The organism is Hydrogenophaga sp. L99, assembly GCF_058731905.1.
In genome coordinates this window covers 1,558,688-1,570,637 of record NZ_CM178972.1, presented here as the reverse complement: position 1 = coordinate 1,570,637, position 11,950 = coordinate 1,558,688, and the positions used below count along the sequence as shown (strand labels likewise).

The 11,950-nt window shown below is 67.7% G+C and carries 11 protein-coding genes and 1 pseudogene; 7 read left to right on the top strand and 5 right to left on the bottom strand.

Annotated features, from left to right (window positions below):
• Positions 1-120 precede the first annotated feature (120 nt).
• A pseudogene (locus AC4QBL_RS07415) lies at positions 121-312 on the bottom strand (glutathione S-transferase N-terminal domain-containing protein); the annotation flags it as partial.
• A gap of 232 nt (positions 313-544) precedes the next feature.
• Here AC4QBL_RS07415 and AC4QBL_RS07410 point away from each other — a divergent pair.
• From AC4QBL_RS07410 to AC4QBL_RS07380, 7 genes are all read left to right on the top strand, one after another.
• Positions 545-1,405 (top strand): branched-chain amino acid ABC transporter permease, encoded by an 861-nt coding sequence (locus AC4QBL_RS07410; RefSeq protein WP_472887901.1) that lies wholly within the window; start codon positions 545-547, stop codon positions 1,403-1,405.
• Position 1,406: 1 nt separating this feature from the next.
• Positions 1,407-2,378, top strand: coding sequence for a branched-chain amino acid ABC transporter permease (locus tag AC4QBL_RS07405; protein ID WP_310567278.1), 972 nt, complete (start codon positions 1,407-1,409; stop codon positions 2,376-2,378).
• A 5-nt stretch (positions 2,379-2,383) separates the two neighbouring features.
• Positions 2,384-3,148 (top strand): ABC transporter ATP-binding protein, encoded by a 765-nt coding sequence (locus tag AC4QBL_RS07400; protein WP_310567277.1) that lies wholly within the window; start codon positions 2,384-2,386, stop codon positions 3,146-3,148.
• Positions 3,135-3,842: an ABC transporter ATP-binding protein gene (locus AC4QBL_RS07395; RefSeq protein ID WP_472887900.1), complete on the top strand. Its 708-nt coding sequence runs from the start codon at positions 3,135-3,137 to the stop codon at positions 3,840-3,842. Before AC4QBL_RS07400 ends, AC4QBL_RS07395 begins: the two co-directional genes overlap by 14 nt.
• A 76-nt stretch (positions 3,843-3,918) precedes the next feature.
• Positions 3,919-5,085 (top strand): ABC transporter substrate-binding protein, encoded by a 1,167-nt coding sequence (locus tag AC4QBL_RS07390; RefSeq protein WP_310567275.1) that lies wholly within the window; start codon positions 3,919-3,921, stop codon positions 5,083-5,085.
• Positions 5,086-5,091: 6 nt separating this feature from the next.
• Positions 5,092-5,952 (top strand): SMP-30/gluconolactonase/LRE family protein, encoded by an 861-nt coding sequence (locus tag AC4QBL_RS07385; protein WP_472887899.1) that lies wholly within the window; start codon positions 5,092-5,094, stop codon positions 5,950-5,952.
• Positions 5,953-5,984: 32 nt separating this feature from the next.
• Positions 5,985-6,602 (top strand): histidine phosphatase family protein, encoded by a 618-nt coding sequence (locus AC4QBL_RS07380; protein WP_472887898.1) that lies wholly within the window; start codon positions 5,985-5,987, stop codon positions 6,600-6,602.
• A gap of 28 nt (positions 6,603-6,630) precedes the next feature.
• Here the strand turns inward: AC4QBL_RS07380 and AC4QBL_RS07375 are convergent, their stop codons facing one another.
• From AC4QBL_RS07375 to AC4QBL_RS07360, 4 genes are read right to left on the bottom strand one after another with little or no spacing between them, the layout of a single operon-like run.
• Entirely contained in the window at positions 6,631-7,611 is a 981-nt protein-coding gene (locus tag AC4QBL_RS07375) for an NADPH:quinone oxidoreductase family protein (RefSeq protein WP_310567272.1), read from the bottom strand.
• Between the two features lie 24 nt (positions 7,612-7,635).
• Entirely contained in the window at positions 7,636-8,751 is a 1,116-nt protein-coding gene (locus tag AC4QBL_RS07370; protein WP_472887897.1) for a zinc-binding dehydrogenase, read from the bottom strand.
• Complete coding sequence (locus tag AC4QBL_RS07365) at positions 8,748-10,448, bottom strand: long-chain fatty acid--CoA ligase (protein WP_472887896.1); 1,701 nt, start codon at positions 10,446-10,448, stop codon at positions 8,748-8,750. The genes AC4QBL_RS07370 and AC4QBL_RS07365 overlap by 4 nt, the downstream gene beginning before the upstream one ends.
• Positions 10,445-11,671, bottom strand: a complete 1,227-nt coding sequence (locus tag AC4QBL_RS07360) for an acyl-CoA dehydrogenase family protein (RefSeq protein WP_472887895.1) — start codon at positions 11,669-11,671, stop codon at positions 10,445-10,447. The genes AC4QBL_RS07365 and AC4QBL_RS07360 overlap by 4 nt, the downstream gene beginning before the upstream one ends.
• Between the last annotated feature and the right edge of the window lie 279 nt (positions 11,672-11,950).

Genomic DNA, 11,950 nt, shown 5'->3' with positions numbered 1-11,950 from the left:
CAGCATCAGGCTCACCAGTTTCTGTACCGGCCCTGCGGGGTGGACCGACGGCACACCGCCGCGTCCCGCGTGGCGGGCGTCAAGCGTTTCGATGCTCTCGGTGCTGTCCTGCAGCAGCGTGCCTTCGGGCGTTCGCACGACGGGAACGACGGCCGCTCCGACGTCCGGCACGATGACCTGCCGGTACACCTCGGCGTCCGAGAGCACTTCTTCAAAGTGCAGACCGGCCCGGCGCAGGTACGCGCGCACCTTGCCGGTGAAGTAGCTCAGTTCGGAGCCGTAGAGCAGGTATGGCGAGGCGCAGCTTGTCATGGTGATGTGGGTTGGGGCGGTGGAACGGGTTTGCTGTGCAGAACCAAGAATCATCGGCTGGGGTTTCCAACATGTCTTGAACGCGCGTGACAAGGGATTTTTTTGCTGTCACACAGGTGATGTTGGCAGGGTTTTCCCCTTGCTTGTTGTTCCACCGTGCAGGATATAGTGCCAAAAACGCGCTCGGCATGAACAGCCAGGCACCCCATCAACTCCTGAAAGTGCTCGCAACGTGGACATCTTTTTTCAGCAGGTGCTCAACGGGCTGACGCTCGGTGGCATCTACAGCCTGGTGGCGCTGGGGCTGACCCTGGTCTACGGCATCCTGCATGTGCCGAACTTCGCGCACGGCGCCTTCTACATGGTCGGTGCCTTCATCGCCTACACGCTGATGACCCGGCTGGAGGTCAACTACTGGCTGGCCATGCTGGGCGCGGCGGCGGTGGTGGCGGTGCTGGCGGCGCTGGCCGAGCGGCTGGTGTTCCACCCGCTGCGCAACGAGACCGGCCTGCACCCGATGATCGCGGCCATCGGCTTGCTGCTGTTCCTGGAGGCGGGCGTGCAGGTGGTCTGGGGCCCAGATTTCCTGCGCATGCCCACGCCCTACACCGGCATCTTCGACATCGGTGGCGTCACCGCCCCGGCGCAGCGGCTGCTCATCATTGCCGCGGCCTTCACGCTGATGCTGGCGCTGCACCTGTTCCTGACGCGCACCGTGATGGGCTCGACCATCATCGCCATGGCGCAGAACCGAGAAGGTGCGTCGCTGGTGGGCATCGACGCCAACCGCGTGGCCATGCTGACCTTTGCGGTTTCGGGCGTGCTGGCGGCGTTCGCTGCCACGCTGTACGCGCCGATCAACCTGGTCTACCCGGCCATGGGCCACCTGGTGATCACCAAGGCGTTCGTGATCATCATCCTGGGCGGCATGGGCAGCGTGCCCGGCGCCATCCTGGGCGGGCTGATCATCGGTTTTGCCGAGTCATTCGGCGCTTTTTATGTGTCCGACCATTACAAGGACATCATCGCCTTCGTCGCGCTGGTGGTGATCCTGTCGTTCCGTCCGCAGGGCATCTTCAAGGGAGCCCACTGACATGCTCAACCGTCTTCACGGTCCCCTGGGCTGGGCCTTGCTGCTGCTCGCCGGCCTGCTGTTTCCCTTCGTCGCCGGCAACGACTACCACCTCACGGTGATGTCCACCGCCTACCTGTTCGCCATCGCCACGCTGGGGCTGAACCTCATCGTCGGCTACACGGGGCAGTTCAACCTGGCGCACGCCGGCTTCATGGCGATCGGTGCCTACGCCGTGGGCATCCTCACCGTGGACCACGGCTATTCCTACTGGCTGTCGTTCTTCCTGTCCGGCGTGATCACCGTGGCCATCGGCCTGCCGCTGGGCTGGGTTTCGCTGCGGCTCAAGGGCCACTACTTCTCGATCTTCACGCTGTGTGTGGGCTACATCATTTACCTGGTGATCGAGAAGTGGGACGACCTCACCCATGGCCCGGTCGGCATCATCGGCATCCCGGCGCCCGAGCCGATCGGCGACTTCGCCTTCGAGTCCCCGATCGCGCAGTACTACCTGATGTACTTCTTCCTGGTGCTGGGCGTGTGGGTCATGCGGCGCATCGTCAATTCGCTGCTGGGCCGCACCTTCATGGCCATCCGCAACGGCGACGACCTGGCCGAGGCCCTGGGCATCAACCTGATGCGCAACAAGCTGCTGGCCTTCCTGATCTCAGTGTTGTACGCAGGCTGGGCGGGTGCGCTGTACGCCGGCTTCGTGCGTTTCCTCGGGCCGGACCTGGCCAGCGTCGCCCACACCTTCGACATGACCATGTACATGCTCGTCGGCGGCCTGGGCACGCTGATCGGTCCGCTGCTCGGTTCCCTCTCGGTGCCGTGGATCACGCAGTACCTGCAGTTCCTGCAGGAATACCGATTCGTCATCTTCGGCCCCATCCTGATCCTGCTGGTGATCTACCTGCCGCACGGCGTGGTGGGCACCTGGCTGGGATGGCGCGCGCGCAAGGCCGCGGCGCAAAGCAGCGCCGGGCAGGAGTGAACGCCATGCTCAAGATCGAACACCTGACCAAAAAATTCGGCGGCAACGCGGCCGTCAACAACGTCTCGACCACGGTCGAAGAGGGCAAGATCAACGCCATCATCGGTCCCAACGGCGCCGGCAAGACGACCTTCTTCAACCTCATCAGCGGTGTGCACCGGCCCACCTCGGGCACCATCACCTACGACGGGCGCGACATCACCTCGCTGCGCACCGACGCGGTCGCCCGGCTGGGCGTCGCGCGCACCTTCCAGTCCACCACGCTGTTTGACAACGCCAGCGTGCTCGACAACCTGATCGTCGGCCACCGCCTGCGCACGCGCTCGGGCCTGCTGGACGTGCTGGTCGGCTCCGGCCGCCTGCGCGAAGAAGAGCGCATCTGCCGCGAGAAGGCGCGCAACGCGCTGGACTTCGTGGGCCTGGCGCACCTGGAAAACCGGCTCGCTGGCGACATCTCGCAGGAAGAGCGCAAGCGCGTGGCCTTTGCGCTGGCGCTGGCCACCGAGCCGCGCCTGGTGCTGCTGGACGAGCCCGCCGGCGGCGTGAACCCGGAAGAAACCGTGGGCCTGGCCGAGCTGATCCGCAAGATGATCAAGAGTGGCCTGACGGTCTGCCTGATCGAACACAAGATGGACATGATCATGAGCCTGGCCGACAAGATCCTGGTGCTCAGCTACGGCGAGAAGATCGCTGAAGGCACACCCGCCGAAGTCAGGGCCAACCCGGCCGTGATCGACGCCTACCTGGGGAGCGACCATGCTGACATTTAAGGATGTCTCGCTCCACTACGGCGCCTTCCGCGCGCTGGAAAACGTCAGCCTGCACGTCAACTCCGGTGAGCTGGTGGTGCTGCTGGGCGCCAACGGCGCGGGCAAGAGTTCGATCTTCCGTGCGCTCTCGGGCCTCACGCCGATCTCGGGCGGCGACATCGCGCTGGGCGATGCCTCGCTCAAGGGCATGAAACCCTCGCAGGTGGTGCGCCAGGGCGTGGTGCAGTGCCCCGAAGGACGCAAGCTGTTCCTGCAGATGTCGGTGCTCAAGAACCTGATGCTCGGCGCCTACGTCTACCACCGCGACAAGGCCGAGAACCAGCGCCGCCTGGACGAGGTGATGACCCTGTTCCCCATCCTGGCGGAGAAGTGCCACGATGCCGCCGGCTCGCTCAGCGGCGGCCAGCAGCAGATGGTGGCGATCGGTCGCGCGCTCATGGGCAGGCCCAAGGTGCTGCTGCTTGATGAACCCTCGCTCGGCCTCGCGCCGCTGGTGGTCAAGCAGGTGTTCGAGGTCGTCAAGGGCATCAACCAGACGGGCACCACGGTGCTGCTGGCCGAACAGAACGCCTATGCGGCGCTGAAGATCGCCAGCCGCGCCTACGTCATCGAGCGCGGCCGCATCGTGCTCGAAGGCGACCGCGACAGCCTGATGAACAACGAGGCCGTGCGCAAGGCCTACATCGGCGCCTGACCACGTCGGAACCGCTTCATCGTTTGCCACCCACGAGCGCCGCTCGATTCTTTCCACCCACCCCCAGGAGACACTCATGATCAGAAGGCAATTCACCCAGATCGCCGGCGCCATCGCCGTGGCAGGCTTCCTCGCTTCGGCACCGGCCCACGCGCAGGAGATCGTCAAGATCGGCTACTCCGGCCCGCTCAGCGGCGGCGCCGCGCAGTACGGCAAGAACACGCTCGACGGCATGAAGTTCGCCATCGACGAGCTCAATGCCTCGGGCTTCGAGGTCGCGGGCAAGAAGGTGAAGTTCGAGGTGGTCGCGCTGGACGACAAGTACAACCCGGCCGAGACCGGCATCAACTTCCAGCGCCTGGTGCAGGAGCACAAGACCCCGGCCGTGATGACACCGCATTCGGGTGGCAGCTTTGCCATCCAGACCAAGAACGTCGCCACCAAGACCCTGCTGCTGTCCTACACCAGCGTGCCGGAGATCACCGCCCGCGGCAACCCGCTGACGCTGCGTATCCCGCCGGAATTCACCTCCTACATCCCGGCCTTCGTCAAACACGCACAGACCAAGTTCGGCAAGAGAATGGCCGTGGCCAACGCCGACCACGACTACGCCAAGGCCTGGACCAAGGCCTTTGTGCCGGCCTGGACGGCCGCCGGCGGCCAGGTGGTGGCCGAGAACCCCATGAGCTACAACCGCGCCACCGACTTCTACAGCGGTGTGAGCAAGGTGCTGGCGTCCAAGCCCGACGTGCTGTTCATCGGCGGCGCTTCGGAGCCGACCGCACTGGTGGTCAAGCAGGCGCGCGAACTGGGCTTCAAGGGCGGCTTTGTCATCATCGACCAGGCCAAGATGGACCAGATGAAACCCATCCTGGGCGGCAACTACGCCATGCTCGAAGGCGCCATTGGCGTGCTGCCGCTGATCGATGACGCCACCCCGGGCGCCAAGGCCTTCGTGGGCAGCTGGCTCAAGGCCTATCCCGGCCGCGACCCTGCCTCGGAAATGTCGCTGAACTACACCGCCATGCTGGCCACCGCGCAGGCCATGAAGCTGGCCGGCACCACCAGCGACGCGGCCGCGATCCGCGCCAACCTGGACAAGGGCTTCAAGGCCCTCAAGCTGAGCCAGAACCCGCACAACCTCGACGGAGTGGACGCCAAGGGCGGATCGACCGCCAAGACCCGTGTGGCGGTGGTGGAGAACGGCAAGATCAAGGAAATGGCCATCGCCAGCTTCCAGTGAACGGCGATGCCTTGGCTCACCCCGTCCGCGACACTGACCACCCTGGTCGGCGGACTGGGGTTTGCCGAGGCGCCGCGCTGGCACCAGGGTCGGCTGTGGTTTTCTGATTTCTTCCAGGCGCAGGTGATGTCGGTCGACATGGCCGGCGACGTGCGCGTCGAATGCACCGTGCCGCACAGTCCCAGCGGCCTGGGCTGGCGCCCGGATGGCAGCCTGCTGGTGGTGTCCATGCACGACCGGCGCCTGCTGGCCCTGCGCGACGGCGGCTTGCAGTGTGTGGCCGACCTGTCGCCGCAGGTGGGTGGGCACTGCAACGACCTGCTGGTCGATGCCGCGGGGCGCGCCTATGTCGGCAACTTCGGATTTGATCTCTACGCGAAAGCGCCGGTGCGCAGCACGCAGCTGATGCGGGTCGATCCCGACGGCAGCCTGCACGTCGCCGCCACCGAGGTGACGTTTCCCAACGGCATGGCGCTGACGCCGGACGGCCGCACGCTGGTGGTGGCCGAAACGCACGCGCAGCGGCTGACCGCGTTCGATGTGGACGACCAGGGCGGGCTTTCGGGCCGGCGTGTCTGGGCCGATCTGACCGGCGCCTTCCCCGATGGCCTGTGCCTGGACGCCGAAGGTGCCATCTGGGTGGCCGATGCGCGCGGCCACCGGGTGCTGCGCGTGATGGAACAGCGCGGTGTGGTGCAAACGATCCCCACCGGGGAGCGCGGCAGCTTCGCCTGCATGCTCGGAGGGGCCGATGGCCGCACCCTGTTCATCTGTACCGCGCCGGCCTTCGGCCCGGAAGCGGGCGCGCGGCGCGAGGGCCGCATCGAGTTCACGCAGGTCGCCGTGCCCCACGCCGGTCGGCCTTGATCCGGGGGCAAGGCATGGACCAGAATGCGCCGATGCAGATCATCCTGGTGCGTCATGGCGAAACGGCGCTGAATGCGGCGCGTGTGCTGCAGCCACCCGACACGCCGCTGTCGGCGCTGGGCCTGCAGCAGGCGGGTGCCGTGGCGCGGCGGCTCGCCGGCGACGGTGTGGCCGGCATCGTCAGCAGCGACCTGGCGCGCGCGCGGCAGACCGCCGAAGCGATCGCGGGCCGCTGCCATAACCTGAAGGTGGCGCTGTCGCCCGCGTTCCGCGAGCGCGACTTTGGCGACTGGCGCGGGTTGCCTTACGACAGCCTGCCCGCCGATGCGCTGCACACGGAAGCCGCACCGCCCGGTGGCGAGTCCGCAGCGGATTTCGCGGCGCGTTGCCGCCAGGCCTGGGCGGCCTTGCTGTCCCTGCAGGCGCACCTGGGTGGCGCGCTGGTGGTGGTGTCGCACGGCCTGACCATCGGCCAGTGGCTGGCCGGCCTGCCGCTGGCGCCGGGCACCGGCCAACGCGGGGAGCGGCTGGGCAACACCGCGGTCACGCAGGTGGACGCCACGACACCGCACACCGTGCGCCTGTTCAACTGCACCCGGCACCTGGCCGCCGGGCTGCAGGAGGGCGCGGGCAGCCTCTCGGGCGGCTGAAGCGCGCTGATCCCGCGCTTGACGCTTCTCAGCCGCGCGGCAGCACCACCAGCTTGCCCATCGCCCTGCGGCTGGCCAGGCGCTCGATGGCGTCGGCCGCCTGCGACAGCGTCACGCGTTCGGTCACCGGCGGCTTGAGCTTGCCCGCCTGGAACCAGCCGGCCAGTTGCTTCAGATCGGCCAGCAGCTGCTTCGGATCTTTGGCCATGGCCGCGCCCCAGAACACGCCGAGGATGGCGCGCTCCTTGAGCAGGGTCAGGTTCAGCGGCAGCTTGGGGATGTCGCCCGCCGCGAAGCCCACCACCAGGTAGCGCCCGCGCCAGGCGGTGGCGCGCAGGGCCGGTTCGGCATAGGGGCCGCCGACGGCGTCGTACACCACGTTGGCCCCTTGGCCGTTGGTCAGGCGCTCGACCTCGCGTCGCCACTCGGGCTGGGTGTAGTCCACCGTCTCGTCGGCGCCGGCCTGTTTCGCCAGGGCGCGTTTTTCATCGCTGGACGCGGCGGCGATCACGCGCGCGCCCAGGGCCTTGGCGATCTCGATGGCCGCGATGCCCACGCCGCCGGCTGCGCCGAGCACCAGCAGGGTCTCGCCCGCCTGCAGCTTGCCGATGGTCTGCAGCGCGTGCAGCGAAGTGCCATAGACCAGCACGAAGGAGGCGCCGGCCGCGTAGTCCATGCCCTCGGGCAGAGGGATCACCTTGGCGGCATCGGCCACCGCCTGTTCGGCGAAGGCGCCGGTGCCCGTGGAGCAGACCACACGGTCGCCGACCTTCACGTGGCTCACCCCGTCGCCCACCGCGCTGACCACACCGGCCAGCTCGGCGCCGGGCGTGAAGGGCAGGGGCGGCTTGACCTGGTAGAGGCCCTGGACCATCAGCGCGTCGGGGAAGTTGATGGACGCGGCGTGCACGTCCACCAGCACCTGGCCCGCAGCGGGCGAGGGGCTCGGAATGTCTTCGACCACGAGGGTGTTGATGGGGCCGAAGGCGTTGCAGCGCAGGGCTTTCATGGGGGTCTCCTGGGGTTGTCCGGGTCAGTCGAAAACGATCATGCCGCGGGCGTTGCGGCCTTGGGCCAGATCTTCAAAGGCCTGCGGCGCTTCGTCGATGCGATAGCGGTGGGTGATGAGCTCGTCGAGCTTGAGGCGCCCGCCCTGGTAGAGCGAGATCAGGCGCGGGAAGTCTTCGCGCGGACGGGCCGAGCCGTAGTAGCTGCCGGTCAGCGTCTTTTCCTCCATTGACAACGTGAGCGTCCTGATCGAGGTCGTGTCCTTGACGCCGGCCACACCCACGGCCACCGCGGTGCCGCCCTTGCGCAGGCAGCCATAGGCCTGGGCCACCACCTCGCCGTAGCCCACGCATTCAAACGCGTAGTCGGCGCCGCCGCCGGTGAGCTTCTTCAGTGTCTTGACGATGTTCTCGTCGCCGCTGGCGTTGACGGTGTGGGTGGCGCCGAACAGGCGGGCCAGTTCGAGCTTGCTGTCGGCGCGGTCCACCGCGACGATCATGGCCGCGCCCGCGATGCGGCAGCCCTGGATGGCGTTCAGGCCCACGCCGCCCGCGCCGAAGACCACGGCGATCGAGCCCGCCGTCAGGCGCGCGGTGTTGACCACCGCGCCCACGCCGGTCATGACGCCGCAGCTGACCAGCGCGCAGCACTCCATGGAGACGTCCTGCCCGATCTTCACCACGTTGTCCTGGTGCAGCGTGGCGTAGTCGGCCATCACGCCGCAGCCCGAGAAGATGTTCAGCGGCTGGCCGGCCATGTCGGTCAGGCGCGTGCTGCCGTCGGGCAGGGTGAAGGCGGCCTTGCCCGCCTGGTCGCACAGCTGGGGGCGGCCGGTGGTGCAGTAGCGGCAGTGGCCGCACATGCTGACGAAAGACGAGACCACACGGTCGCCCACCGCCAGACCCTTGACGCCGTCGCCCACCGCCACCACGGTGCCCGCGCCTTCGTGGCCCAGCACCACCGGTGGTGGCAGCGGGATCACGCCTTTGGCGGCTGACAGGTCGCTGTGGCAGACGCCGCAGGCCGAGATCTTCACCATGACCTCGCCGGCCCGGGGCGGGTCGACCCAGATGTCTTCGACGGTGACGGGGGCGCCGTGTGCGCGGGCGATGACGGCGCGGGCTTTCTGACGGGTGCTCATGGTGTGGCTCCTGATGTGTCCTGCTGGTTTTGGCGCTCCTGCAACTGGCGCCACATGATCTTGCCGGTGCCCGACTTGGGCAGGGCCTCGGTGAATTCGACGATGCGCGGGCTCTTGTAGGCGGCCATGTGATCGTGCGCCCATTGCACGATGTCGGCCTCGCCGACCTGTCCCCGGTGTTCCGGTTTCAGCACCACCACGGCCTTGACGGTCTCGCCGCGTCTGGGGTCCTGCGCGCCGATCACGCAGACCTCCAGGATGGCGGGGTGGTGGTACATCATCGCCTCCACCTCGGCCGGCCAGACCTTGTAGCCGCTGGCGTTGATCATGCGTTTGAGGCGGTCCATCATGAAGAAGTAACCGTCTTCGTCGATGCGGGCGAGGTCGCCGGTGCGCAGGAAGCGCCGGCCGTCGATGGTGAGGAACGCCTCGGCCGTGGCCGCCTCGTTGCGCCAGTAGCCCTGCATGACCTGCGGCGCGTGCACCACGATCTCGCCGGTTTCGCCCGGGGGCAGCTCCTGCAGCGTCGCGGGGTCGATGATGCGGGCATCGACGTCGAACACCGGGATGCCCAGGCACTGGGCCTTGGGGCGCTGCGGCGGGTTGATGTGGGTGGCCGCCATGGTCTCGGACATGCCGTAGCCCTCGACATAGTCCAGCCCCAGCAGGTCCTTGAGTTTCTGGGCCACCGCGGCGGGCATGGCGGCGCCGCCGCCGCGGATGCCGACCAGGCGCGAGAGGTCGTATTCGCCGATGCGCGGGTTGGCCAGGAAATCCACCACCATGGTGCTGATGGCCTGCCAGCCGGTGATGCCGTGGCGCTGCATCAGCTCGGCCGCCACCTCGCGGTCCCAGCGCGACATGACCACGATGGTCCCGCCCAGGAACAGCGGGCCGTTCATGCCGCCGGCCATGCCGGTGACGTGGAAGAAGGGCAGCACCGACAGCGCGACCGAGTCCTGGTTGCGTGCGAACCACTGCATGCCGCCGATGGCGGTGCATTGCGCGCTGCGGTGTGTGTGCATGCAGCCCTTGGGGTGGCCGGTGGTGCCCGAGGTGTAGGGCATCACGCACAGGTCGTCGGGGCCGGCGGTGTGCGGGCCGGGCGCGTGGTTCGCGGCCAGTGCGTCGGCCCAGGCGTGCAGGCCGGCACCGTCCACGCGCTGGCGCGGCGCGGTCACGAAGTCGGGCAGGCGCAGGTCGGTGGCGGTGTGCAGGTAGTCGCTGTAGGTGGCGACCACCACATGGTCCAGCGCATCGGCCCCCGCGGCGCCATGGGCGCTGTGATGGGGCGTCAGCTGCGCCAGCAGGTCCTGGGCGGTGATGGCCACGCGCGCGCCGCTGTCGGCCACGTAATGCGCCAGCTCCTCGCTCATGTTCATCGGGTTGACCGGAACCACCACCGCGTTGGCGCGCAGGATGGCGTAGTAGCCGATCACCCACTGCGGGCTGTTCTGCAGGTAGAGCAGCACGCGGTCGCCGGCCTGCACGCCGCAGACCTGCTGCAGGTGACCCGCCAGGCGCTCGGCATCGTCGCGGAAGCGGCCAAAGCCCAGTGGCGAGTCGTAGTAGACGATAAAGGGTTTGTCGGGGTAGCGCCGGGCCGAGACCTCGGCGTTGAACCACAGGCTGGTCTCGGGCAGCGTCAGCTGCCGGGGCAGTCCGGGCGGCCAGTGGTCGTGGTGCAGGGTATTCATGTCTGGCGGGCCAGGAAACGGCCGATCTCTTCCTTCGCGATGGCGTTGCGGTGCACCTCGTCCGGGCCGTCGGCGAAACGCAGCGTGCGCGTGGACGCATAGGAGCGCGCCAGACCGAAGTCGTCGCTCACGCCGGCGCCGCCGTGCACCTGCATGGCCCAGTCGATCACCTGCAAGGCCATCGACGGCGCGGCCACCTTGATCATGGCGATCTCCTGTTTGGCCGCCTTGTTGCCGACCTTGTCCATCTTCCAGGCGGCGTGCAGCACCAGAAAACGCGCCTGGTCGATCAGGATGCGCGACTGCGCGATGCGTTCGCGCGTCACGCCCTGTTCGGCCAGCGTGCGGCCGAAAGCCGTGCGCTGGGTGGCGCGGCGGCACATGTCTTCCAGCGCGCGCTCGGCGCGGCCGATCACCCGCATGCAGTGGTGGATGCGGCCCGGGCCCAGACGGCCCTGGGCGATCTCGAAGCCGCGGCCCTCGCCCAGCAGGATGTTCTCCACCGGGACGCGCACGTCGGTGAATTGCACCTCGGCGTGGCCGTGGGGCGCGTCGTCGTAGCCGAACACGGGCAGCGACCGCAGCACCTGCACGCCCGGGGCGTCCATGGGCACCAGGATCATCGACTGCTGCGAGTGCTTGGGCGCGTCGGGGTTGGTCTTGCCCATGAAGATCAGCACCTGGCAGCGCGGGTCGTTGGCGCCCGAGGTCCACCACTTGCGGCCGTTGATGACGTAGTGGTCGCCATCGCGCTGAATGCGCGCTTCGATGTTGGTGGCGTCGCTGGAGGCCACGGCCGGTTCGGTCATGGCAAAGGCCGAGCGGATATGGCCGTCCAGCAGTGGCTGCAGCCAGCGTTCCTGTTGCGCCGGGGTGCCGTAGCGCACGATGGTCTCCATGTTGCCGGTGTCGGGCGCCGAGCAGTTGAAGGGTTCGGAGCCGATGGGCGAGCGGCCCATGATCTCGGCCAGCGGCGCGTACTCCAGGTTGCTCAGGCCCGCGCCCAGCGGCGACTCCGGCAGGAACAGGTTCCACAGCTCGGCGGCCTTGGCCTTGTGTTTGAGTTCCTCCATCACCGGCGGCTCCTGCCAGGGGTTGCCGGCGGCGCGGAAGGCTTTCATTTCGGCCTCGAACACCGGTTCGGCCGGGATGATGTGTTCGTCCAGGAAGGCGCGCACGCGGGCTTGCAGGTCCTGGACCTTGGGGGAATGGTCGAAATCCATGGGGGCTCCGTTCGGGAAAGGTGGTTTGAGACTAGGGCCTGCTCACACTATTTTTCCAAGTGCGAATGGGTTGAAAACAGCGCCAATCTAGGCGCGAGACGACGGCCAGACTGGGTGTCTGGCCTAGGAGTGCAACAACGAGTGGCGCTGTTTTCAACCCATTCCCTTCGGGTTGCGGCCAAAAAGGCCATGCGCGGCGTTGCGAAGCCTTGCCGGGGGCGACCCCGGCTGCGTTTCGCGCCTTGCGCATGGCCTTTTTGATCCGCAACGCATCTTGGA

What these genes read in the sequence shown, in the direction of transcription:
- AC4QBL_RS07405 (WP_310567278.1), top strand. Translation starts at nt 1,407, where the DNA reads ATGCTCAACCGTCTTCACGGTCCCCTGGGCTGGGCCTTGCTGCTGCTC.
- AC4QBL_RS07400 (WP_310567277.1), top strand. Translation starts at nt 2,384, where the DNA reads ATGCTCAAGATCGAACACCTGACCAAAAAATTCGGCGGCAACGCGGCC.
- AC4QBL_RS07395 (WP_472887900.1), top strand. Translation starts at nt 3,135, where the DNA reads ATGCTGACATTTAAGGATGTCTCGCTCCACTACGGCGCCTTCCGCGCG.
- AC4QBL_RS07390 (WP_310567275.1), top strand. Translation starts at nt 3,919, where the DNA reads ATGATCAGAAGGCAATTCACCCAGATCGCCGGCGCCATCGCCGTGGCA.
- AC4QBL_RS07385 (WP_472887899.1), top strand. Translation starts at nt 5,092, where the DNA reads ATGCCTTGGCTCACCCCGTCCGCGACACTGACCACCCTGGTCGGCGGA.
- AC4QBL_RS07380 (WP_472887898.1), top strand. Translation starts at nt 5,985, where the DNA reads ATGCAGATCATCCTGGTGCGTCATGGCGAAACGGCGCTGAATGCGGCG.
- AC4QBL_RS07375 (WP_310567272.1), bottom strand. Translation starts at nt 7,611, where the DNA reads ATGAAAGCCCTGCGCTGCAACGCCTTCGGCCCCATCAACACCCTCGTG.
- AC4QBL_RS07370 (WP_472887897.1), bottom strand. Translation starts at nt 8,751, where the DNA reads ATGAGCACCCGTCAGAAAGCCCGCGCCGTCATCGCCCGCGCACACGGC.
- AC4QBL_RS07365 (WP_472887896.1), bottom strand. Translation starts at nt 10,448, where the DNA reads ATGAATACCCTGCACCACGACCACTGGCCGCCCGGACTGCCCCGGCAG.
- AC4QBL_RS07360 (WP_472887895.1), bottom strand. Translation starts at nt 11,671, where the DNA reads ATGGATTTCGACCATTCCCCCAAGGTCCAGGACCTGCAAGCCCGCGTG.